Source organism: Reichenbachiella agariperforans, assembly GCF_900142205.1.
Taxonomy (GTDB): Bacteria; Bacteroidota; Bacteroidia; order Cytophagales; family Cyclobacteriaceae; genus Reichenbachiella; species Reichenbachiella agariperforans.
In genome coordinates, this window is the sequence record NZ_FRAA01000008.1 from 149,800 (window position 1) to 175,174 (window position 25,375).

The following is a 25,375-nucleotide window of genomic DNA, read 5'->3' on the forward strand; positions in this document are numbered from 1 at the left end:
TTGCCTAGTCCTAGATTATTGTTTGCTTATAAACAATTGTTTAGATAGGTATCTAAAGGAAGTTTTATAACTATAAATCACCTAGCAGAAAGGCCAGTCTTAACTAATCCCCCCGTCCCAAGCGGGCATGGTTAAGGTTCTTTTAAAGAGTCTCTTGGCTACTCCTCACTTTCGAGAGACACCTCCTTCCTTCAATTAACCAATAACTTAGTAGTGTAGCTCCTTCCGCTACTGTGTATATTGATAATATAAATACCGCTAACGAGCTTGGAAAGCTGAACTTGATGGTCTCGTATATTCTTCTGAGACAAAACAAGTTTACCTGTATTATCATAAATATTAATGGCCGGATTAGACACAGATGGGTCTATGTTGATCGAGACCTTTCCTGAGCTAGGGTTTGGATATACATCTAGCCATGAGGTGACGGCATTGGTATCACTCCCTAATATAGGTTCATCCTTGTTCACAAATACATCCAGCGCTGTGAACTCAAAACTTCCAGTACTTTTATAGCCTTCCACCACAAATGACACTTCGTACAACTTGCCCAAATCCATCCCTAGTGACTCCCACCGATCAAAATGCTCAGAAATATTAATCGTCCCTGCATTTCGTTCATCTCTCCTAATGCTGAAATACTGTTGAAAAGTAGTATTACCTAAGATTGATGGTTGATTCACTCTCGTATTCTCATATATATCGTAGGTTGCTCCATTGACAGAAATCGAACCTTTTGAAGAAACTCCATTAGCCATAGAGGGGATCCAGTTTCGCCAGTCCTCGACTATATAAAACTCAATCAATGGATCTACCGTCCATCCATAGATGGATAAATACGAATTCCCCGTAGCACTTTCAGGATTATAGTCACAATCATAGGTCGCATAGAACCTACCGATTTCCTCATGTTCTTGTGTCTGGTCATAATCCAAACCACGACGGGCCAAATAGTTTAGTATATCATCCCATTCACCACTAAACAAAGCTCCACTCCCGAGCGTCATACATGCGGTTCCCTCTGAGTTTTGATTCCATAGTTCATATCGATAATCATCTTGCACACCTGCAACCTGATCAGATCCACTTTCAATACAAAACGTCTGAGAATGCAAATTCTGAATACTCAGAAGCACACCGATCAATGATAAACATATTACTTTTTCTACCCTGTAAAAACTAGCCTTTTCCATAATGAAACGAAGTTCAGTTGCCGAATTTGGGTTGAAGATATTGAACACAATACCCATTCGTACCCCTTTCTATGTAGGCACAAACAAACACGACCGAGGGAATAAGACTAAATCATAGAATGCCCAAATCAAGATGCCTTTTAGCCCAACCGTCTACTAAAGGATGTTCAATGTAACGTGAGGCGTTACACTAAAGAGTAAAAAACATGATACTTTAGTGATTAGAATCAATCCTAGCAACTTTGGTCAGCCCCGAACTCTCCTATAGCGAACAATGAAAGAAGAAAAAATATCTATATTTTGGTTTCGAAGAGACCTCAGGTTAGAAGACAACCATGGACTATGGCGTGCACTTAGTAGCAACTCCCCCGTCTTACCTATTTTCATCTTTGATGATAATATTACCGCTGAACTAGACAAAGCAGATCCTAGAATCACTTTCATCTACGATCAACTAACACATATATCCAAAACACTAGTAGGTAAGAGTAGTCAACTGTATTGCAAACAAGGAGATCCGCTGGAGATATGGAAAAGTATCATCAAAGAGTTCAATATCGATACGGTATACGCCAATGAAGATTACGAACCCTATGCCATTCAGCGGGACAAAAACATAGCACAGCTCCTAGCCCAAAGTAACATACAATTTAACCTGCACAAAGATCAAGTGGTCTACGCAAAGGACGATATTCTTAAAGCTGATGGATCACCCTACACTGTCTTCACTCCCTACAAAAATAAATGGCTGAGCCAATTTGAACTGAAAGGTTTCAATATGTACCCCTCCGAAGTAGGTACAAACTTCCTCAATCTCAACAATCAATTCCCCAGCATTGCTGAACTAGGGTTCGAAAGATCCACTATTGAAGTTTTAGATTACACACTAGATGAATTAGACACCTACGAAGAAACCAGAAACTACCCTAGCCTAAATCAAACCTCTCATCTATCTCCTCATCTACGTTTTGGTACTGTTAGCATCCGCCAGATCATATCACAGATGGATGGCAATGTAATCTTTCTCAGCGAGCTCATTTGGAGAGAGTTCTTCATGCAGATTCTATATCATTTCCCCAAGGTGGTCAATTCCAATTTCAAGAACAAATACGACCATATTCAATGGAGAAACAACCCAGAAGAATTTGAAAAGTGGAAAAAAGGAGAAACAGGATACCCAATAGTAGACGCAGGTATGCGTGAGCTAAATGCTACAGGTTATATGCACAATAGGGTCAGGATGATCGTTGCAGGATTTTTGTGCAAACACCTCCTAATTGACTGGCAGTGGGGAGAAGCTTATTTTGCCAGCAAACTGCTAGATTACGAACTCTCTTCCAACAACGGAAATTGGCAATGGGCTGCAGGAACAGGCTGTGACGCTGCACCCTACTTCCGCATATTCAACCCATACGAGCAGGTCAAAAAGTTTGATTCCAAAATGACTTACATCAAAAAGTGGGTCCCTGAGCTAAACCAACTCCACTACCCCATGCCAATAGTAGACCACAAACAAGCCCGAGAAAGAGCCATATCAACCTACAAGAAAGGACTCGCACTCACTAATCAATAGTGGTAGCCTATTCTGATCATACTGACAGTAGCCCTAACACTAGGCTACTTTCGGATCAGTCGGTAAATTGAGGGATAAAATTAATGCTAGACATTGAGCCTTCGATATTCATTATTCCAATCATTTAAATATTACCTCAAAGACTCATAGTAGGTGATTGTTTTATAAAAAACAATGATGAGTCCTGAACAATAAATCTTGAATAACGAAATGATCTACCTCTCCTCCATAAATACAGATTGATCCCTTACTACACGTCAAAAACCTTTGTGCACAAACAAAAAAAGGACTACTCATTCTTGAGTAGTCCTTATCAATCTGGAGGTCCCGAGCGGATTCGAACCGCTGTGGATGCTTTTGCAGAGCACTGCCTAGCCACTCGGCCACAGGACCGTTTTGATGTTGCAAAAATAGAATTATTTAGGCGATGCGCAAACAATTCTTGATCTAATACAACTAATATCTCTTACGAGATAAGAATAAAAAGGGTGCGCATATCACACACCCTTTTTATGTATTATTATTTAGCTGATTCGTCTTTTGAATCGCCTTCTTCTTTCTTAGCAGCGGGCTTTTTAGCACCACCTTCCATTTGCTCTTTTAGAGCAGTCAAAGCAGCTAGATCACCTAAAGTAGATTTCTCAGACTCTGAGTTCAGCTTGCTGATCGCCTGTCCGCCTTGTCCACCTTTACCACCTTTTTTAGCTGGCTTAGCTGGAGCTTTCTCTACGATGTGATCGCTATATGTCCCTACGTGAGACAAAGCGATTCTTCTTTCATCCTTAGAGAAATCAATCACGACGAAATCTAGACTATCACCTACTGCTGGAGTAGATCCATCTTCTTTCTTCAAGTTTCTAGTCGATGAGAATCCTTCCAATCCGTATGGTAGCTCTAGGATAGCTCCTTTGTCTATGATCGTATTGACCGTACACTTGTGAGTTGTTCCTTTTGAGAATACAGTTTCGAAAGTATCCCATGGATTTTCTTCTAGTTGCTTGTGTCCTAGTGCCAATCTTCTGTTGTCTACGTCTAGCTCCAGTACTCTCACTTCTAGCTCTTCGTTTACACTGACAAACTCTGATGGGTGCTTGATCTTTTTTGTCCATGACAAATCAGATACGTGAACCAAACCGTCGATTCCTTCTTCTAGCTCGATGAATAATCCGAAGTTAGTCAAGTTTCTAACCACTCCTTTGTGATCAGTACCTACAGCATACTTCGTCAATACGTCTTGCTTAGTCCATGGATCTTCAGTGAGTTGCTTGATCCCTAGAGACATTTTTCTATCATCTCTATCGATAGTCAATACAACTGCTTCTAGCTCGTCACCGATATTGATGAAATCCTGAGGATTTCTCAAATGCTGTGACCAAGACATCTCAGATACGTGAATTAGACCTTCAACACCTGGCTGAATTTCTAGGAACGCACCGTAATCAGCAACGTTTACAATCTTACCTTTCACCTTAGTACCGATCTCAACAGTAGCGTCTAGAGAATCCCATGGATGCTCTGACAACTGCTTCATACCGAGAGAAATTCTCTTCTTGTCATCGTCAAAATCAAGAACAACAACATTCACTTTAGCATCTAGATCCAATACTTCCTCTGGGTGATTAACTCTACCCCATGAGATATCTGTAATGTGAAGCAGACCATCTACACCACCCAAATCGATGAATACACCGAAGTTGGTCATGTTTTTGATTACTCCTTCTAGTACTTGACCTTTCTCTAGGTTCTCTAGGATTTGTGCTTTTTGCTTCTCTAGATCTTTCTCGATCAGGATTTTGTGAGATACTACTACGTTATCGTTCGTGTAGTTAATTTTCACAACCTTCACTTCCATCTTCTTGTCAACGAAGATATCGAAATCTCTAATTGGCTTCACATCAATTTGTGAACCAGGTAGGAACGCTTCCACTCCGAAGATATCGACGATCAAACCACCTTTGGTTCTTCTCTTGACCATACCGTCGATCACGAGATCTTGGTCGAAAGATTTTTGTATATTTTCCCAAGCACTTACGATCTTCGCTTTTCTTCTAGAAAGAACGAGCTGACCGTTGTTATCTTCTTGCTCTTCAATGAATACTTCTACTTCATCACCTGCCTTCAAATCCGGCTGATCTCTGAATTCTGAAGCAGATACCAAACCATCAGATTTAAACCCGATGTTGATAATCACGTCTCTAGCAGTCATGCTAACGATCACACCTTTCACTACCTCTTTTTCTTCGATAGTATTCAGTGAATCACCGTATAGTGCTTCTAGATCTTCTTTTTGTGCTTTAGAGTAACCGTCACCGAAACCTTTTGGTTGGATATTATCCCAATCAAATTCTTCTTCTACGACTACTTTCTTTGCAGGCTTTTCAGCTGCTACTTCTTCTGTCGCTGTCTCAGCTACTGGAGTTGCCTCTGTTGCTTTTTCAGTTACTTCTTCTTTAGCAACCTCTTTTTCTTCTTGTGCCATTATTACTGTGCCCTAGTTATACAATGCAATCACGGGCATGAGCGCATCATTATTTGTTACATATTCTGATTAGATCAGAACCCACCCACTTGAATGGAGCGCAAAGTTAAGTATTTAATCGTTAAACCCGAACTAATACACTAAGTTGTTGAAATCAGCCGCTTTCAACTGTGTTTTTTACCCCTGATTATTCAATAGGAAATAGAAATAGTGTTTAAATAAGTATTTTATAGTTGAAACAACAAACCAGGTTGAGCCGATAATAAAAATGATGAAATGAAATGGAGCGGGTACATGAACGTGTTAAGAAAGTAATTATTGCGATACCATATCCAATGGCATAAAATAAGAATCCTTTGATTCCTGTCCTAACTATTGGGGTATGATCACCTTTAGTAGCAATTAATTTTACACATTGTTGTGCTTAGTGTTTTCTTCGTTCTGCTAAATTTCAGACATTAATTTCTTAAAATCCCAAACACTTGCAAATTCATCATTCAAATTAGCAAGAGTAGTCAAATGAATGGTTTCTGAATCATATTTTTCTCCGTTAATTCCAATTCTGTCAAATGTTGCAGTTGCATCGGAAATTAGATAAGTTTCGTATCCAAAATTACCAGCCATTCGTGTCGTTGTTGATACGCAATGATTAGTCGTTATTCCTACAATAACTAGAGTGTCAATATTTAATTTGTCTAATTGCTCTTTTAGGTCTGTTCCAATAAATGCACTATTAACCTCTTTTGTAATTATCGGTTCTTTCTCTAAGGGTATTACGTTTTCATTGAATTCAAATCCTTCATTAGATTGGTTTAACTTGGAATTCAGATTAGTTGAACTATGTCTTATATGAAATATTGGTAAATCTAATTCTCTCCATTTCTCCAAAATTTTAGCACAAACAAACTCTGCATTTTTATTGTTCCTGTTTCCTCCCCAATAATCTTCGTCCAAAAATGCTTTTTGTACATCGATTAGTATTAGTGCAGGTTTTTTATCTCTTAATTTCATTATTCGGTCATTTTTTACATTAAGCACAACGACACTGTATGAATCGTGCGTTTTGGTGAAGATCATGTTTCGGATTGAAAATAGCCAAATCTCTGATTTGGTCTATTACATTTTTTTTGTTCACAATAGACCAAATCGGAGATTTGGCGGGGCTTCCAGAATGCAGAAAACTCCCGTCTAGCATTGCCCACGCATGATTTCATCACAGAATGTTGGCATTAGTTTTTAGTTCCACTCTGAATTTTTCCAACAGACTCTTAATTAGCAACTCTCTTATATTGCCTAGGTCTTGAGATTCATCCTCGTCAAGTTTGGACAAAGCCATTTTGCAAAATGCTTTAAAAAAGGGATCTGAAAAAGAGTAGGTTCCAGCGTTCTCATCGAGTCTCAATATTTCATTGCCTTCACTGGAGATTAACTTTTTCAAATATGTTGTGCAATTTCCCTGCGGATAATCTCTGGTGGTTTCTTGAATTTTTGAAAGTATTTCATTGTGAGTTACGTTCTCCTTATTAAGTTCAATTATTGCATTTAATATGAAGTGAACGTTTTTAAATTTCCTTTCACGTTGTTTTAAAACATTATCTAATTTTTGTTGAAACGTATCTGCTTTATCCTTAACATAATCCTCTATGGAAGTATTTATTACCGATTCAGATATGTCTTGATTGAATCTACGAGTTTTATCAATACCTGATGAATCACAATGATTATATGCTAAAATATGACATATAGAGCCTAATGAATTTGAATAACTTATTGTTTGATTGATCAGTTTGTTTGTGAATGTAATATTTAGAAGTCTAGATCCATTTAGAAGTATTTCTTTAAGTTCTTCATCATCAAGAAGTGGGACTAATGTTTCTGATAACCGAGGTTTTAATTCATCGTTATAGTTTACTACTTCTCTAGGTGAATTCACTGCGCCTATTGCAATTATCTTAACTTTTGGATATTCATCTGAAATATCCACAAAGGCTTTCATTACCTCTGCTAATTTTTTCTTTTCTTCATCGCTAACTTTATGGAAGTCATCAATTAGCCATACGCAATTAGCCGCTCCAAGAAACTCTGCAAGCTTTTCATAAGTTAATTGAACAGGAAGAACTCTTTGAAACTCAGTTGATGTTTCAGTTGAAAACTCAGATTGCAGAGAAGATTCAATTCCTGAATACGTTGCTTTTAGTGAAGATGATATTTTCGTGGAAAATTTGTGCGATTTTTTTGAGGTATAAAACGGGTTTAATTTATCAAATGCGTTTATTATCAGCTCTTCTAAAGTACTTGTGGAAATGCAGCTCGTTTTAATGAAATTTCTCTCTGATCTATTTAAAGCCCTTCTTATTAGAGTAGTTTTTCCACTTCCAGAATGTCCATATACAATAAGCTGAGTACCAACAATTTTCAGTGCCTTATCTACTTTTCGTTCCAATTCTGGACGATTTATATAGTTGATTTTAGCTGCATTAGAAGGAGTGAAAACAGATTCAAGTGAATATCGGTTGATCCCTAAAAAATTAAGCAAGGATTTTATCATGGTTAAGTTTTAATTAATGCCAACAATTCAATAAACACACCTTTGTGGTGTTTACTTCGGTTGTATCAGAGCGAATCTAATGGATTTTTGATATCTCGCAAACTTGAGGTGGCTACACTAGGTATACATTTGGGTGGTTTCTAGAGAGTTGTGTCCCAATAATGTTTGAATAGTGCGTAAATCTATGCCTGCTTCTAACAGATGTGTTGCAAAACTGTGACGCAGCATATGTGGTGTAACGACCTTTAATATTTTTGCATTTCTTGCAGCGACTTTTATAATTTTAGCCAGGCTAGTAGCGCTGTATTGAATAGACAACAATCTCAAAAACACCTGATTTCAGATTCTAATCCACGCAAATAGTGCATTAATATTTTCTTAGGAAGTACCCATAGGATACCTAAAAACCCCTCCAATATCTATCGATTATGAGGTACCAAAAAAAGCCTGTTTTTGTCTTTTCAAAAACCCGTGCAGGTTCGGCTCAAAGTCTGCACGGGTTTGACCTAAAGTCTGCGCAGATTCGGAGCAAAGTCTGCGCGGGTTTGATCTAAAGTCTGCGCGGATTTCTAGCAATGATGCGCGGGTTTTCTGGCAAACCTGTACAGGTTTAGCATAAAGTCACAGCAGGTTTGTGGCAAAGTATCAGTAGGTTTTTGGTAAAGCTTCGGTAGGTTTGGAGCAAAGTCTGCGCAGACTTTTTGAACAAGTACATTTTATGCCTCTAGAAGACCTGAGGGGCAGTTTATTGACTTGCCTTTGGTACAAGATTCATAGAAGCAAAACAGCACTCAAACCAGACAATATCCCCACTTGAATCCCCAAGAATCCAGTCCCTTATTCTCCAAAAATCCTCCGAATACTCTCCTCGGCGAATCCTGCGCTACCTGTCATGCCCTTGCCTCCTATCCCGGTGACAATGTGGATGTGCTGGTCAATGGTATGCTCGAAAACATCCTTGTTTTTGCACTGGCTGTAAACCCCAAACCAGGTGCGCTGCAGCTCCCAAGATTCTAGGTCGAAGATTTCCTTGGCTAACCGGATCATGTACGCATTCATCTCCTGATTGATATCGAAACCCAAGGCATCTGCTTGGGCGGCATCTGCATATTCGTGGGAATCACCGATGATGACACTGCCATCCATCGCTTGCTTGAATAGGATGTGAATCCCCCATTCTTTGTGTTTGGACTGTGGGTCTTCTTTGGCCTTGATTGCTGCGTAGGAGTTGCATTCGCTAAAACTCTCATAACGTCGGATGCTCAGTCCTGTCAGCACAGAGCCAGGTATGAACTGATTCCTTTGCGGTACTGTCTGCATCATCTGCAGCTTGGTCACTTCGAGATCGCTCTCCTGGTAGAGTTTTGGATACAGATTTTTGAAATCACTGCCCGTGCATACGACGACCTTTTCGGACATGAATACTTCGCCTGAATTGCAAAATACCCACTGGTTGTCACTGGCAGACTCAATCTCTGTCACACAGCGGTTCGAGAGATACTGCAAACCGTACTGCTCGATCAAGTAGGCTCTGATCTGATGTACCGCCACTCTCGGCTCTACGGTCACCTCATCTGGAAAAAACAAGCCTCCCTTCACATAGTCCGCTTTCAAACCCTGATAAGTCTCTAGACATTCGGTAGGGGATTTCAACTGTGAAGCATATCCATTGACCTGATTGATCTGATGCAGTTCGTGGATCAGTGTCATTTCTTCCTCGTCTGAGGCAATGTAGATCGAGCCGTTTTGACGAATCGATATATCTGTCTTAGCCTGTATGTCTTTGTATATCTCTAGACTCCTGCGTCCATATTTTTGCCATTTGGCATCCATACCCGAGGGGACGACCTGTCCGAAGTTTCGCACGGTGGCACTCATCGGTTCATGGTCTCGCTCGATCATCGCGACGGACCTGCCTGCCATCAGTGCATGGTAGGCATGAAAGGTACCCAAGATACCGCCACCCACTACGATCAAATCATATTTCATTGTACTCATCTCAATTCGCTATTCTAATCTTTCGCAACAAATAAACTACCGTAAAGCCCGTCATCACGATCCCTATCACGGCCACCACATAGGCGGACTGGACGATAAAGTCCAACCAATCCACATTGGGTGAATAAAAATTCTTAAACAACAACACTCCCACACTGCCTAGGTAGCCAAAAGCATCCGCGATGTACATCAAAAAACCTATGTTAGCACCAGAGATTTTGAAGACCGGGATGACCCGCTCAAACACAAAGCAGTTGAACGGTATATAGGCCAAATACACGCCTGTCATGATCATAATCACCCACAGCGAACCAGATACCACTTTTTGTTCCATCCCAAAAGTGCTCAGTGCAATCGTGACATAGCCCACCAATATGATCAACTGTATGGCCAACAGTGCCTTGAAGTTGTCCCTGATCAGGAAAATCGAACTCATCACGATCAGTACAATGATGGTGGAAGGTATCGACGTACTCAAGTAGATCGACGGCTCCTCCGCAAAGCCCAAAGCCAGCCAAATATCGGAAGCGTAATTGCTGCGCAGGTCTCTAAAGATGGTGAGCATCATGTAGCTCAGTACCATGACCAGCATCAATCCTCCGATACTTTTGAGGCTTGTACGGCGACTTGCGGCATCCATGGGGACACGTGCCATCCGCTCCGCTTTGTCCTCCTCTGTCGGTTCGGGCATTTTGTTGAGCAAATAAACCGAGACCAACAGTGGCACGGTGAATATCAGCCCAACAATGTAGGGCATGTGGTACTCCGATACACTGAGGTTGATGATGAGCCATTGTGCGACGGACTTGCAGAGATTGGATGCCATGATGAAACTGATCGACAGGATCGCACCCAATATCTCCGTACTAGACCTACCCTCGAGGTAACTAAACACGATACCCCAGATCATACCCAAGGGCAGACCATTGAGGAAAAGACACCAGAAGTTATAGGGAGCTGGGATGAACGCAAACAGTACCAAGGCCAACTCTGCAAAACCAATCAGCGCCAAGATCAACCAAGCCCGCTGGCTCTTCTTTAGTTCAGAAATGAACTTGATCCCTATGAACTTCGAGAACATATACCCCAGTGCCTGAGCGATGATCAGCAGACTCTTGAACTCCAACCCCAGATAGGTAACATCCGCAAATACACCCACAGAAAAAGCCTTTCGAAAAGCATACATGCATGAATAAGTCGAAAATGCCACCAAACCCATAGAGATCACGAGGAACCAAGCGTTTTTGGATTTTTGGGAGAAAGCAGCAGGCAAGGTCACATCCATGTCTTATACTTTGGCGTAATCCATGATTTCCATCAGATTGGAGACGACATGTGTCGCGCCCAAAGCTGTCAATTCTTCGCGGCTGTACATGTTGGACGCTACGCCTACGATGTACTTGCACTGGGCATTGAGTCCCTCTTCCATATCGGATTGGGTATCCCCTACTTTGACGACTCGCTGTGCGTCTGTGATTCCAAAATGCGCCATGATCTTTTGGATCATCTCTGGCGAGGGTCTGCCCGATTCTACTTCATCACTGGTCACTGTGAAATCGATCAAATCACTTCCAGTCCAGCCTAGACGCTTGAGCAATAGGTCCACAATCTCCCGACTATAGCCAGTATCTAGGGCTACTTTGATCCCACGGTTGTGTAGTTCTGCAAATAACTCTACCGCTCCTGGAAAAGCCTTTATTTCATCTGTCTCTTCGTATTTTTTGATCAAAATCTTAAAAAAATCTGCATTGACTGCCTCACGCTCTTCATCACTAGTCTCAGGCGCATGCGCATCAATCAACTGATTGATGCCTTCGGTTTTGTTCATCCCACCCACTGCTCTAAACACCTCTTCCAACTCCAGATGGATGCCGACTCTTTCCAATGCTTTTTTCACACACTGATACACTGTTTTTCCTTCTTCTACTGTGGTGCCAGCCATGTCAAATACGACCAGCTCTATTCCGTTCAAATTCATATATCTATATTATAATGCCGAAGCACAATGGTTAATTTTTTATTAAGCTTTTGAAAATCTGTCTGAAGCTCTCCAGTATAAAATCCGCTTCGTCCTGACTGATGATCAAGGGAGGATGCAGTGTGACCACATTGGTATCGATCACTTTGAATGACAAGCCTTTGGACAGGCCATATTCCAATACCGCATTCGCTAAAGTTGGGTTCCGTTCTTTGGACTTCTTTGAGGTCACCAGATCTATCGACAGGAGCAAACCGATCCCGTCCACATGACCGATCTGATCATATGCAGCTGCCATCTCTTGCAATCCTTTGAGCAGGTAGCTACCCAATGATTCCGCACGTGACACCAATTCTTCTTGCTGAATGAAGTCAATGGTCGCATGCCCCGCTGCTGCACTAATCGGACTCTTCTCATGCGTAAAATGCCCGATCGAATAATCTGCCACGACGTTGTATTTGTCCTTGGTCAAGATACCTGCAAACGGCAGTATTCCTCCGCCTAGAGACTTGCCCACTACCAATACATCAGGGGTGACATAGTGCTCCGCGGCAAACATTTTACCCGTTCGCCCCATGCCACACACGATTTCATCAAAGATCAAAAATGCGCCGTACTCATCGCAAAGTGTTCTCACAGTCTGCCAATATCTAGCTGTCGGGATAAAAGGCGTAGATGCCACAGGCGTCCCGACCACCGCTGCGATATCTGGATTGTTCTGAAACACCACACGCAGCTGATCAAGATAGGCAGCATCGATGGCATCTGTATCAGCAGGATCTATACCCCAGGGATTGCGGTAATAGTTCGGGAACTCCACGAAAAATGCACCCGGCACCATGGGCCCCACGCCAGTCGTCCAGTGGGCATTGCCACTGAGCGTCGCTGCTTGAAAGGTGCTGCCATGAAATTGATTCCAAAAGGAAACTGTCTTCCACTTGCCCGTCACACGCTTGGCGAGCATCACGGCCATCTCTATGGCTTCCGATCCTCCCGGACAAAACAACACCCGGTCCAGTTCCTCAGGTGCCATCGACACCAACTTCTCTGCAAAATCCACCGTCACCTGTGCCGTGTAGCGTCTCGGAGCAAAACTCAACTGATCGTCCAGTTGACGTTTGATGGCTGCTACGACAGCAGGGTTGTTGTACCCGATGTGGTGTACGCCATTGCCATGCAGGTCGAAGTAGCGCTTGCCGTCATGGTCGAAGATGTAAGCGCCCTCTGCCCTCTCGATGACATTCATCACAGGCGAAGACAATGCTTGGTGCAAAAAAATATTGGCATCACGATTCAATATCGTCCGTGACGCTTGACTCAGGGATTCGGCCTTTCGGCTCTGCACCCCAGACTTGTGCGTATCTCCTTGCTGTACGAAGGAGGCAGTCATGTTACTCATGGTTGGTTGATTTATTGAGTTTAAATATGTCTTTCATTCGGCCTTCGCTATCGTACATGCGCAGCTCCAGCTCGTCCCCAAACACCTCGATGGTCAAGTAGTGATGTCCCCTGAATGTCTTGGCACTGAACCATGAACGAGTCGGTGCAAAATCCTCCAAATTACCGCCTGCACCACCGGCTTGGACATAAGTCACACCTTTGGTTTTGGTGACTTTGTTGTCCAATATCTGATGGGTCCGCTGATAGGTATGCAGGTGACCGAAGAAGACCATGTCCACACCATACTTTTCGTAGAGTGGCACGATGGGCTTGATCTCTGGGTCGCCCATGGAGGTAGACTCCTTCCAACTGTCACCATAGTCGTCCTCATCCGAAGAATAGGGTGCATGATGATGCGCCACGAACTTCCACTCAGCAGTAGAGTGCTGTAGCTGTTCCTCTAGCCAGACATACTGCTCCGCTCCCTCCGCAAACTGATCCTTTCGGTTGCTATCGAGCATGAAGAACTCCGCATTGCCAAAGGTGAATTTGTAGTAGGCCTTGTCCTTGTACGGCAAGATGTGGTACTGATTGAACCAATACAGATCACCCTCTCCATTGCCCGCAACTGGATACACCGGAATGCGTGAGGTCAGTTGACTCATGGCATGGAAGTACTCATAGTTCCACTGGAACTTGTTGGCCTCTTGACCGCCATCAGTCAAGTCTCCAAGATTGAGCAAAAACTCAGGTCGCTCGTCCCAAAGCAACTTGGACACACGGTTGTTGACATGTGGGCGCGCCTCCGTATCACCAATCACCGAGAAGGTGAAAGATGCTGGCGCAACCTCCCCAGTTTTGAAGGTCGAAATTCCGCTTTCTATCACCTGCCCATCCTTGGTAGTTGATTTGATGTTGTAGAAATAAGCTTGACCCGGCTCTAGGTTTTTGAATACGTATTGATTGATGTTGCTGCCTTCAATTGTGCCTGTTTCGCGGTTGCTTTTTAGGGTCTCTAGCTTCACACTTTCCGTCAAGGGCACAGAAGTCCCGTACTCAATCACTGTATTGGTGGGTTCGCTGGTTTCCCAGACGACCCCCATCTGGGTAGGCGTACCCATCTGTAGGTAAGGTCCAGCATTGTAATGAAATAGGTCTGGGTAGAGCTTGCCTTCTATGGTCAGGTTTTGAAAGTCTTCGAAGTTCTTTTCAATCTCCTTTTTGCTCAAAGCCTGACGATACAGTCGCTGACACTTCAACAAATCTCCCATCTGCATGTAGGGCTCATGAGAGAGGTAGGCAGCATTCTCCAACTGCATGACTTTCGGGTCGTATTGCATGATTTTACCGACTTTCATCTGAGCTTTCAGTTCGCCATTGAGGTAGAGTTTCATGAACTGCCCGTCATAGGTGGCTACCAGATGTGCCCAGTAATTCTTCCATCCGCGTCCCTCCACTTCAACATTCAGCGCGCTAGAAAACGCCGACTCCTGATCTTTGAGTGTAAAAACTACCTGACGACCATAGACACCCAGCAACCACAGCGGATCTTGCTCCTGATGCTGATAACGATAGGTGGTCATGATGCCCACCTCTTGATTGACATGATAGAGCAACCAGAGTTCCACCGAAAAAGCCTCCGTTGGCACTCGCTCAGAAGGAAAAAACCCTTCGACTCGCTCCGTCGGATCTTGACCGAAAAACTCAAACGGATAGGTCTTGTATTTCAAAGGAGCAACGGGTGACTTAGGCGATTCTAATCTTGGCCCGATGGGGTTATTGGCATGGCGATCCAGCGTATAGTCTGGCCAAAACCACCATTCGCTGAGGGCGTCCTGTGCTCGCGAAAATTGTACTGTTCCTATTAAAACAACTAGAATTAATAATCTTTTCATGCTTTGTCTCTCAATTGATCCCAAGGCCCTGTGATGGCCATGGTGAGCCCTTCTTCTTGTACATTGACGAATAGTGTTTTGCCGGATGGCGAAAAACATACGCCCGTGAGCTCTGATTTGGAGCCTACATTTCTACCAATGTTGTAGATCTCTCCGTCCGGCTTGATGCCTCGGATGTAGGCATCCGCTACATCCTCCACCAAGATCACATCACCCCATGGTGAAACGGTCAGGTTGTCGCAGAACTTCAGTATCTCGGTATCATTGGGTTCTGCAAACAAAGTCAAAACACCGGGCTGTTCGGCTTCCCGATCAGTCCCCTCAAACGGACTCGGTTTGTATTTGAACACCTGACCTGAGCGGTTCTTGCCGCCATTGGTACAGGCAAAATAGACCTCCTCGTTACCATACCACATGCCTTCGCCTCTATCAAAAACAGCCGCTCCCGCTTCGAAACCTCTGTGGCGCAAATCATCCGCTGGGCTTTCGACATTGTCAAGCGTCATCCATTCCACAGCAAGTGACTGGCCAACTGCCAGCGCCTGTTGTTCAATATTTCGTGTATCAAAGCTCAACTGGTCTTTGATAACCAAGGCCTGTAGCACGCCTCCTTCATGGAGCTCTCCCGGCACATGAGGCAGGTAACGATAGATCAAACTGTCGTGCTGATCCTCGGTCTGATAGACTATGCCAGTACTGGGATCTACAGCCACCGCTTCGTGGTTGAAGCGACCCATCGCCTTGATGGGCTTAGGTACGATCAATCCTGTGCCACTGACAGGAATCTCAAAATTGTATCCATGAGACTGCTCATTTTCTTCGCCTTGTGGCGTAGTGTCTTCCTCACAGGTGATCCAGGTGTTCCATGGAGTCGGTCCACCTGCGCAGTTGCGATTGGTACCGATCAGACTCAAAAACTGCTTCTCGACTTCCTGCTTCTCTTCGTCAAATACCACAGTAGTCGTACCTCCTAGACTTGGGTTTTTCCCAAATCCATGGTCATAAAACTGCTCTTTGTGCAACAGATCAAACAGCTCCAAATCTTTGCCAAATGGACCAAATTCAATGGGATTAGGGCTGTTCTCATGGTTGCGGATGAGGACGACTTTTCCATCCAAATCAAAAGCCGCCATGCCATCTGCTCTGCTCGGTACAAAGAATCCATCTGACATTTTTTCTCCCCACTGAGAGATGATCTTTGCCTCAAATCCTTCTGGTAATTCCAACCATTGATTGGCAGCTGTCATGGTTTCATTTTTGGCAAACGAACAATGGGTCAGGTACTGTGCTAGTCCTGCAAATCCTATGGAAACTACTGCAGACTGCTTGATAAATTTTCTTCTTGAATTCATAGTGCTGGATTGGGATGGATGGACACTGGATTGCTTCTTTCGTAGGTCGAGCTATCAAATGTGACTTGGAAAGTACTGAATGGATTGATTTCTTTGATATAGTAATCTGTGGTGATCACCTGTGCGCCTGAGCGTTTGGCAGCCTCGAATCGCTCGTAGTTGTTCTTCCTCGCTTCATCTGTATTGGCATCTGCGCGGGTTCTGACCATGTAGCCTTTTTTGACTCGCTCTCTGATTTCCTGCTCCTGCTCAATCGGATCATTCATGATGAAAAATGCAGCCATAGGGTGCGTCTCTTCTACATCCACGAACATCGGTTTGCTCGCTACGTCACCTTGCAAATACTGCTCAGTTAGTTCACGACCTGCATCGAAGACAAACAAAACTTTCCCTCTCGAAGCGTCCAATGCTGGCCAGCCAGTAGTCAAGACCGCTTCCCTCAAACTCGCTGCTGATCCCTGTACCAGTCCAGGGGTGATCAGCTCTTCATCTGCAAATACAGCTGCGATCTCCGCATCCAAACTATCCAAAGCCTGTGCATCGAAAGCCGTCACTTCGGTATATCCTGGCTTGTTGATGCCGGAGTTCTTAGGATTGATCGTGATGATGATAGGGAAATGGGTAGGATTTGCCATAGACCAGGTCCGTACATCCGACAAACATCCCTTGAAAGTCAAACAGTGACTCCTAAAGTCAATGTCCGGGATATGAAAAGTTTTGATGCCCCGAGTCGACAACTCATGAGCCGTATCGAATGGTAAGGCTGGGATTCCCAGAGAATCCATCAACTGCAAAGCCAAAGGCTGCTGAAAACGCCCTCCTTCTGGGTCATACACGACATCTATTTCCAGATTCCTCAGTCCCAAATCCAACTGCTGATCGAGTGGCAGGTGTCTGTAGTCCAAGCCCATCGCACCAGAGTCTTCTTGAATCAACAATTGCATCAGGGCGGGTTCTATACCGCTCTTGTAACTGTTGTGGCTACCGATGACTTGCATTTGGTTGAGCTTGATTGGTACTTGGGTTTCTTGCTTGGGTTGGCAGGCGATTGCTGTCAGGAAGAGAAAGAATATGGGGGTCAAATGTTTCATGAATATAAAATGATTAATTGCTAAATTCTTTTGGGTTGGGTGAATCATTGGTGCGTTAAGGTTAGACTATCCATCAATTGATTTTCCAGATCATAGGCTCTGAAAGTCAATGATTTGCCTTGTACTGTAGCTATACCATAGTGGTGTTTTTTGATGACGGTATCCATGACTGGCCAGTCGGACAAACCCGAAGGTTCAAGACCTCCTCCTCCACCACCTACAACCAGAAACGCTGTCTTTTGCGCTCCAAACTGACGGATCAATCGCTCATAGTCATGGCTGTGTCCAGCGACCACTAGATCGATGCGAGTGGATTCAAAAAGCGGCTCTAGGAGTTCCAGTATAGATACCTCACCGTGATAGCCTGGCCAACCTTGTGAGTAAGGCGGATGATGCAATACAATCCATCGCCACTCCGCTGACACCCAAGCGGATGAATGAATCTGCTCAATAAACCAATCGTACTGCGCAGAGCCCTCTGGTATCCCAACAGGAAACCGTTCATCAGGATCCAATGCAATGAAAGCACAATTGCCCTCAGTCCATGAGAAATACTGCTTTTGATGAGGCAAAGCAGCAAACTCAAAGTAATTCTTTGGATGGAGGTCATCGTAATACCCGTCATAATCATGATTGCCCGGCACTGGATAATGCACAAAAGTGGACTGACTCAAGGCCTCTACAAACTGTAAATATGCGAAACGGTCACTACCCTGATCAACAAGATCCCCTGCTCCTAAACCGAAGGCGGGTTCATGTTCATTCATACGAGATATAAGCTGCCCAAATGTTGTCCAACCTCCTTGGCTATCTCCCCAGAGTGCCAATTGGAAAGTGTCCTTTACCATTTGTTTTTGGAAACTATAGATCTGCGATTGCGTCTTTCCTTGTTGTATTTGGTAATAGATTATGTTCTCAAAGGATGGAAAAGAAGTCAGAAAATTCCCTGAAACACCTGAGACCGTTTTGTGCAGATTGAGATCTAAAGAATCTTTTCCGAATCGGAGGATTGCCTGCTCTATTCCCTCAGATTGCCACCTTAGGTAGAGACTATCATTGGCTGCTTGCCAGTAGGGATCGGTAAGCATGGCTGGATATACTGACAAATCTGCTTGTTTCAAATCTGGATGAATCAAGCTGAGCTTTCGCTCTGTGATCCACTGATCGTAATGTTTTTGTTGGGTGCTCTGATAGTCTGACCAGCCCTTTTGAGCAATCCATTGGACACTTCTGAGCCCACCCTCCATGGCGTTGTTGAGCACTCGAATCGTGATTTCTGTAGGTTGATTGGATGTAGCATGAATGGGAAAATATTCTCCTGTCAATCGATGAGCACGCTGGCCATTGAGCCAAAGCTGTGCGCCATCATCGGCACGAATGTGCAGTACGCCGTTATCGAGTGGCACAGAGGTTCTGTACCAAATCGGTGAATTGGGCAGTAGGATTCGATGTGGGAGTGTTACAGACTCGCTACTATCAAAGGACGGTATGGTGGGATTCAAGCCTCCAACCGTATCTGTGGCAATTACCTGCCAGTCTTGATTGACATCCATGCCAACCATCATAGGCAAATGCAGCAGAGAGTCCAACCTTGCATTGGCTGTCAAGTCTCCTAATAACACATCCGAATAAGTAGGAATGGGGAAATGAGTCTGAGGGCTACTACACCCCCAGACAAACAAAATTACAAACGTAACAACTAGTCTATTCATAAATCACTACTACTGAATTGCTCCCTGCACTGCCTCACCAGCTTTAGGTTGCTTGTATTTTTCTCCCAGAGCCTCCATGACAGTACGCGCCACTTGGTTTTGGTAAAACTGCCCTTCTTCTTTTATTTCACCTTTAGTAGGGGTATCTGGTCCCATCACTGCTATCCAGATTTCACCAGCATCTTTGATGCGGTTGCCATGGTGCTGCCAAGTTTTCTTTGGGTGTGTGCCACGGCCGTGATCCGTTGTGATGATCAGAGTCGTCTTGCCTTTGTACTGTTCCTGAGACTGTGCATAATCCCATAGCTCTTTGATATAAGCATCCGTTTGCTTCGCAGATTTCAAATACTGGTCGTACTCGCCATCATGAGCAAAATCATCCGTCTCACCGTAGGCGACATAGAGCACCTTAGGCTTGTTTTTCTTCATGTACTCCATGGCATAGTGATGGGTAAACACATCCAACCGAACGCCACCCCAAGGGCCTCTGATCTCGTCCTGAATCTTGTTCAAGAAAGACTCGGTCTCGTTAGGACTATCAGTTGCTTTCTCAAACCCGGCATTGATTGGGAGACCACTGCGCTCCCTGTTGATGATGTAGGGGAACACATCCCAAGAGCCGAAGGCTGCTACTTGCCCCTTGTATTTTTTGGTATTGTTGAGATGCTCTAGAATGGTGACATTGGGATTGTTGATTTTATCGTTGCTACTGATGTTTTCGTCATCTGCAAAACCCGTCAATATCTCGTTATAGCCTGGGTATGAAAACCACATTTGGTTGCTGCAGTCTACCTTATTTCCATACTTCCTATTGCCATAGAGTTGCCCCTCTGCTGCGATGGTGTTCCAAAAGAAAGGCATCAACATTTCTCTTCTTTGTAGTGGATCATTGACCCAAAATGCTTCGGTCAGTTCTTCTGGATTCTCGACATATTTAGAATCATCAACTAATAAAGAGTCCGCTCCACCGAACAATTCTTGCCATCTCAAACCATCAAGAGATACGAGTATGACATTTTCTGTTTTCTGCGCCAAGCTCATAATTGACATTGAGCATAGTAGGCACAGTATTGATATTTTTTTCATCCTTAAAGTATTGTGTTTTTTGACAAAATTTGATTGCTAGTGTGCTAGACATCATTATATCGAAAAGACAAACCACCCCGTCTCTTATTCAGAGGTGAAGGGGTGGTTTTTATATCCTTATCGTATTAATTTATATCCCACCACACTTTCGTGTTGAGATTGTCTGGTCCCTGACGAGCGATCACTGCATCGTAATTATCCTTGTTGAGAGCCTGTACATCAGTCGGGTAGATGAATCTCACTGGCACTGTCGACTGTACTGCTCCTGCTCCAGGCGTGATCGTCGGGTAACCCGTTCTTCTCCAGTCGAACCATGCCTCCATTCCGCTGAAAAACAATGCGATCCACTTTTGTGTCCCGATTTTCTCCAAAAGCTCTGCTTGCGTCCCAGTGTAAGCCACATCTGCTTGTGTGAAATAAGTCGCGTCTGGCGCTACTGCTGCACTGATATCAGTATAACCACCCACATCAAGTCTCGATATGTAGTAGTCAAATGAAGATTGAATGCCATTCGTGTAGTAAGTCTCGGCATCACCCGTCGAAATAAACCCACGCTCTCTCGCCTCTGCCAATACAAACTGCAACTCAGAATAGCTCATCAAGATCGATTGTCTTGCAATCGGTGAAGCCAAATCATCACATGCTGAACAGGAGAACATCAAGCCTACTCTAGAGATGTAGTTAGATCCGCCCTTATCCGCTTCACCACTAGGAGAGTAAGCCAATGCCTCTTCATCAGCTAGGCCATTAGGCACTCCTTGATAGTCATCCAAAGCCCCAACAAGCCCTGCGCCAGAATTAGTAGTAGGTTGAGCATAAGCGTAGATTCTGTTGTCATTCAATGACTTGAGAATGTCTTCCATATTTTCGCTCAGTCGATACTCATCAAATGAACCTGAACGCGTCGTATAAAGTGGCTGCTGATTCGGGTTATCTTGCAAATACTGCAATGCGGCATTGTCTTCATTGCCTGTCATGATTGGGTAAGTACTCGCATCACTCATGATCGCTTGCATCGCAGCACTAGGATCTATTCTATCAGACAGTCTCATGTGAATTCTCAACAATAGGGAGTTTGCAAACTTCTTCCACAACATGATGTCTCCAGCGAACAAAATATCTCCTTCGATACTCGCTCCTAATGGATCTAAAAGTGTATTAGCTGATTCTAGATCAGCAATAATCCCTGCGTATATATCGGACTGCGTATCAAAAACCGGTGAATTCACACCAGACTTGGCCGCTACAGCTTGACTATATGGCAAATCGCCATAAGTATCTGTCATCACAGAGTACATCCAAGATTTCATCACGAGTGCGACTCCTTTGTAATTGTCCTCACCTGACTCTTCAGAGATATTGATGATATTCTGCACATCACGCATCGAATTGAAGAATGGATCATACGGATCACTAGCGGGTCCCCAGTTATAACGATCCTCGTTAGTAAACTGAATTTTTGCAGAATATTGCATCACGACATTACCATACCCCCATGCTAGACCAGCGGTCTCAGACACTCCTTTTCTGATGACAGTCGGAAGCAAGAGAGAAGCAGGCACAGCCTCAGGGCTATTGGGGTTGACGTTGGTTTCTTCGAACCCTTGGTCACAGGCTGACACAGCAAATGCTAATGCTAGCGCTACGGGAATTGCTTTTATATTAATTTTTTTCATCTTTCTGTATTTATACTATTTAGAAATATGTCCCTGAATTATAGGTTGATGTTGATATTGAAACCGTAACTTCTCGCAGATGGGTAGGCCATGTTTTCTATCCCTGGCTGTAGTGTCCCTCCACTCATCGCCATGACATCTGGGTCAAAATGCGGGTTCTCCGTCCAAAGAGCTAGATTTCTACCTACTACAGATACTTTGATCGATCTAACTGGCGTACTAACAAACCACTTGCTAGGCATCGTGTAGCTCAACTTAACCTCTCTCAACTTGACATACGACGCATCATACTTTGCAGCCTCTACGTTGTTTCGCTCGTAGTATCTGTTGTGCCAATTTCTAGAAGCAACTTTCACATTATTTGGTATAAAAGAACCATCGGCATTTTGAATTACACCTTCAGAAATGATACCGTTTCCATCTAAAGCTAGGTCATAGCCATTCTCTCTTCCATATAATGTCTCTTTCAACTGACCAGAAGTACTGCCAATCGTCTTGGTTCGAGACACAACTATACCTCCTTGACGGATATCAAACAAAACCCCCAATGATAGGCCTTTGAATGAAAGCGTATTTTGGATACCCATCATCCAGTCTGGGTTATAGTTGCCTTGTTTTTCCAATTCAGAACCACGGAGAGGTGTACCTTCAGCTGAGTGAATAATCTGACCGTAATACGGACTGTTCTCATCTTCAACTCTCGCAAAACCAACACCATAGATATCCCCCATTCGCTCACCTACTCGTGCTTGTACATAAGCTCCATTTATTTCAGTCATGGTATATGTATCTAAGCCTTCCGTCAATTCGATTACTTTTGATCTGTTTCGTGTAAAGTTGACTCCCATCTCCCAGGTCAATCCATTGGCCAACTGAACTGGCGTAGCGTTCACCATAAGTTCGATTCCGTTGTTTTGAATCTCTCCTGCGTTGATGATACGGCTATTATAGCCTGTAGCTATATCCAATGCGATCGGGATGATCTGATCACTTGTACGATTGTCATAGTATGTAAAATCTAATCCCAATCTACCTTTAAAGAGCCTCACATCTGCACCCAACTCGAATGAAGCTGTTTTCTCTGGCTTCAACTCAGCATTAGCCAAAACAGAAGACTCACTTTTAGCCTGAGTAGAACCCCATGCAGTCTCTGACACATAGACATTAGACAGACTGTATGGATTTGTATCGTTACCAACCTGTGCGTATGCGCCTCTCAACTTAACAAATGAAATCGGTGACGGAAGCGCTACCATATCACTAATCACCGCACTCAATGTCGTTGATGGGTAGAAATAGCTATTGTTATCAACTGGCAATGTCGAAGACCAGTCATTTCGTCCTGTGACATCCAAGAAGATCATGTTCTTGTATGCGAACTGAGCGTAACCATATAGCGAGTTAATTTTCTTCTCAGTATCGTTTTGAGAAACTTGAAGATTGACAGCCGAATTAGAGAAGTTATAAATCCCTGGAATCAATAGCTGAGGAGCAACGGTTTGATTGTAGTTGAAGGTTTGCTTCATTTGATTACCTCCTACTGAAACCGTGAAACCAAAGTCCTTATTCAATTGCTTATTGTATGTCAAAAGGAAGTCAGAATTGCGTTCGTTGAAGTACAATTTATCCTCACGATACATACCTAATGGGAATCTCTGTGTACTAAAGGCTCTTTTTCTATCTCTGAGTTCGTTGTAAAAATCAGTACCTGTTCTAACCATCAAGCTCAACTCATTGGTAAACTTGTAGGTAGCAGACACATTCCCCAATACTCTGTCCTTGGATTGACCATTAGTATTTTCGTAGGTCGTGAAATAAGGATTGTCGTGGTAGTTGTAGTTGTAATTGAACTGTTGTACACCTTCCATCCCTGGCATCCAATAATTCTTCAGGTTGTTGGTATTGACCTGACGACCATACCATATCCATAAGTACATCAAACTCTCCGTACCATAACTAATCGCTGGGCGGTTGCCACTCTCAGTATTGATGTAGTTGATAGAAGCATTGATTTTCAATTTATCCGTCAAGTTCACCCCTGTATTCAAAGCAAGTGTGTTTCTTTTCAAATCAGTATTTGGTACCATTCCCTTTTGATCCAAATTGGTATATGACAGCCTTATGTTTCCTTTGTCATTAGACGAAGCAATCGAGATACTATTCGTCAGTGTCACTCCTGTTTCGAAAAAGTCATTGATATTGTCTGGACTTGGAGACCATGCAGTAGGTGTGATAGTACTCCCAGCAGGTGCATTAAGATCACCTCCCCTAAACCCATCAATATTTCGTGGTGAGTCAAACTGCGAGATCAACTGACCGTCCAACTTAGGACCCCAGCTTTCGTCCACACCATCCGCGATCCCTGATCCCGAACCATCTACAAACTCGAACTGACCATTGTTTCCTTGTCCGTATGTATTTTGCCACTCTGGCAAACGCAATGGATTCTCAAAAGTCGTATTAGAGTTGATAGTTATCCCGATTCCTTTGGAGGATTTCCCTGTCTTGGTTGTGATTAAAATTGCCCCGTTAGCAGCACGTGAGCCATACAGGGCTGCTGCTGCAGGCCCTTTAAGAACAGACACCGTAGCAATATCATCTGGGTTAATTTCTCCTGCGGCGTTCCCGTAATCCACTTCTAGGTTTCCACTACCCGATGCGCCCTGCACTTGATTACTAATTGGAATACCATCCACGATGAACAAGGGCTGATTTCCATTGATGTTCAATGAGGACTCTCCTCTGATCGTAACTCTAGCCGATCCTCCTATGGTAGATCCTGAGTTAGTCACCTGTACACCTGCGACTTTACCACTCAACCCACTGACCATATTGGTCTCGCGCGCTTCGGTCATGTCATCACCTTGTACTTCTTGCACTGAATAGCCTAGTGCCTTAGTTTCTCTTTCCACACCAAGAGCAGTGACCACTACCTCGTGGAGTTCTTTTACATTTTCTGCTAATGTAGCGTCCACTACTGTGCGGCTACCTATCGTTACTTCCTGAGTCGCATAACCTATGCTAGTCATGATCAGCTTCTCTGCACCAGATGGAATCGTAAGAGAGTAACGACCATTGACATCTGTAATACTACCTACAGTTTCATTCCCTTTGACGATCACAGTCGCGCCGATGACAGCAGTCCCTGTAGCATCAGATACTTGTCCTTCGATGCGTCTATCCTGTGCGCTAGCGACAATACTACCCATGAGAACAAAAACGAGCACCAAGCTTTGTAGCAGTAGCTTAATGTTTTTTGGATTCAATAAAATTGAGTTCATAGAATTTGATTTTTGTGTTTTGATCCCGCAATATCAAATTCTACTTTGAAGTGAGTATGTTGAAAATGTTACACTATCTGTAAGATCAGTAGCGCAAAAAGTCCATTTGTTAACATTAAATTAATTGACTAAT

General features: G+C 43.6%; 17 protein-coding genes and 1 tRNA gene. 1 reads left to right on the plus strand and 17 read right to left on the minus strand.

Annotation, left to right across the window (positions count from 1 at the left end; translation table 11 throughout):
* Positions 1 to 191 precede the first annotated feature (191 nt).
* Positions 192 to 1,193, minus strand: coding sequence for a glycoside hydrolase family 11 protein (locus BUB99_RS17410; protein WP_170863835.1), 1,002 nt, complete (start codon positions 1,191 to 1,193; stop codon positions 192 to 194).
* Positions 1,194 to 1,467: 274 nt separating this feature from the next.
* Between BUB99_RS17410 and BUB99_RS17415 the strand changes: the two genes are divergently transcribed.
* A complete protein-coding gene (locus BUB99_RS17415; RefSeq protein ID WP_073124671.1) occupies positions 1,468 to 2,766 on the plus strand; it encodes a cryptochrome/photolyase family protein in 1,299 nt (432 codons plus the stop codon).
* Between the two features lie 319 nt (positions 2,767 to 3,085).
* Here the strand turns inward: BUB99_RS17415 and BUB99_RS17420 are convergent.
* From BUB99_RS17420 to BUB99_RS17495, 16 genes are all read right to left on the minus strand, one after another.
* Positions 3,086 to 3,159: transfer RNA gene (locus BUB99_RS17420), tRNA-Cys, on the minus strand.
* 127 nt (positions 3,160 to 3,286) lie between these two features.
* Positions 3,287 to 5,245 carry a 30S ribosomal protein S1 gene (gene rpsA, locus BUB99_RS17425; protein WP_084190631.1) on the minus strand — a complete coding sequence of 653 codons (1,959 nt, stop codon included), beginning with the start codon at positions 5,243 to 5,245 and terminating at the stop codon, positions 3,287 to 3,289.
* A 444-nt stretch (positions 5,246 to 5,689) separates the two neighbouring features.
* Entirely contained in the window at positions 5,690 to 6,256 is a 567-nt protein-coding gene (locus tag BUB99_RS17430) for a cysteine hydrolase family protein (protein ID WP_073124748.1), read from the minus strand.
* Positions 6,257 to 6,458: 202 nt separating this feature from the next.
* Positions 6,459 to 7,793, minus strand: a complete 1,335-nt coding sequence (locus BUB99_RS17435) for an AAA family ATPase (RefSeq protein ID WP_073124672.1) — start codon at positions 7,791 to 7,793, stop codon at positions 6,459 to 6,461.
* A gap of 117 nt (positions 7,794 to 7,910) precedes the next feature.
* Positions 7,911 to 8,126: a tyrosine-type recombinase/integrase gene (locus BUB99_RS17440; protein ID WP_139281081.1), complete on the minus strand. Its 216-nt coding sequence runs from the start codon at positions 8,124 to 8,126 to the stop codon at positions 7,911 to 7,913.
* Positions 8,127 to 8,630: 504 nt separating this feature from the next.
* On the minus strand, positions 8,631 to 9,791 hold the full coding sequence (locus BUB99_RS17445) for a TIGR03364 family FAD-dependent oxidoreductase (protein WP_084190632.1): 1,161 nt from the start codon (positions 9,789 to 9,791) through the stop codon (positions 8,631 to 8,633).
* Position 9,792: 1 nt separating this feature from the next.
* Positions 9,793 to 11,076, minus strand: a complete 1,284-nt coding sequence (locus BUB99_RS17450; RefSeq protein ID WP_084190633.1) for a DUF5690 family protein — start codon at positions 11,074 to 11,076, stop codon at positions 9,793 to 9,795.
* A 3-nt stretch (positions 11,077 to 11,079) separates the two neighbouring features.
* Entirely contained in the window at positions 11,080 to 11,769 is a 690-nt protein-coding gene (locus BUB99_RS17455; protein WP_073124676.1) for an HAD-IA family hydrolase, read from the minus strand.
* 31 nt (positions 11,770 to 11,800) lie between these two features.
* Positions 11,801 to 13,168 carry a (R)-1-hydroxy-2-aminoethylphosphonate ammonia-lyase gene (pbfA, locus tag BUB99_RS17460; protein ID WP_073124678.1) on the minus strand — a complete coding sequence of 456 codons (1,368 nt, stop codon included), beginning with the start codon at positions 13,166 to 13,168 and terminating at the stop codon, positions 11,801 to 11,803.
* Entirely contained in the window at positions 13,161 to 15,044 is a 1,884-nt protein-coding gene (locus BUB99_RS17465) for a metallophosphoesterase (RefSeq protein ID WP_073124680.1), read from the minus strand. Before BUB99_RS17465 ends, pbfA begins: the two co-directional genes overlap by 8 nt.
* Complete coding sequence (locus tag BUB99_RS17470) at positions 15,041 to 16,396, minus strand: alkaline phosphatase PhoX (RefSeq protein WP_073124681.1); 1,356 nt, start codon at positions 16,394 to 16,396, stop codon at positions 15,041 to 15,043. Before BUB99_RS17470 ends, BUB99_RS17465 begins: the two co-directional genes overlap by 4 nt.
* Entirely contained in the window at positions 16,393 to 17,487 is a 1,095-nt protein-coding gene (locus BUB99_RS17475) for a phosphatidylinositol-specific phospholipase C1-like protein (protein ID WP_073124683.1), read from the minus strand. The genes BUB99_RS17470 and BUB99_RS17475 overlap by 4 nt, the downstream gene beginning before the upstream one ends.
* Before the next feature lie 44 nt (positions 17,488 to 17,531).
* Complete coding sequence (locus tag BUB99_RS17480; RefSeq protein ID WP_084190635.1) at positions 17,532 to 19,199, minus strand: metallophosphoesterase family protein; 1,668 nt, start codon at positions 19,197 to 19,199, stop codon at positions 17,532 to 17,534.
* Positions 19,200 to 19,208: 9 nt separating this feature from the next.
* Positions 19,209 to 20,249 (minus strand): sulfatase-like hydrolase/transferase, encoded by a 1,041-nt coding sequence (locus tag BUB99_RS17485; RefSeq protein WP_245816873.1) that lies wholly within the window; start codon positions 20,247 to 20,249, stop codon positions 19,209 to 19,211.
* A gap of 161 nt (positions 20,250 to 20,410) precedes the next feature.
* The gene (locus BUB99_RS17490; RefSeq protein WP_073124688.1) at positions 20,411 to 21,961 is read right to left on the minus strand and encodes a SusD/RagB family nutrient-binding outer membrane lipoprotein; all 1,551 of its coding nucleotides are present in this window, start codon (positions 21,959 to 21,961) and stop codon (positions 20,411 to 20,413) included.
* 38 nt (positions 21,962 to 21,999) lie between these two features.
* Complete coding sequence (locus BUB99_RS17495) at positions 22,000 to 25,242, minus strand: SusC/RagA family TonB-linked outer membrane protein (RefSeq protein WP_073124690.1); 3,243 nt, start codon at positions 25,240 to 25,242, stop codon at positions 22,000 to 22,002.
* Positions 25,243 to 25,375: the final 133 nt, after the last annotated feature.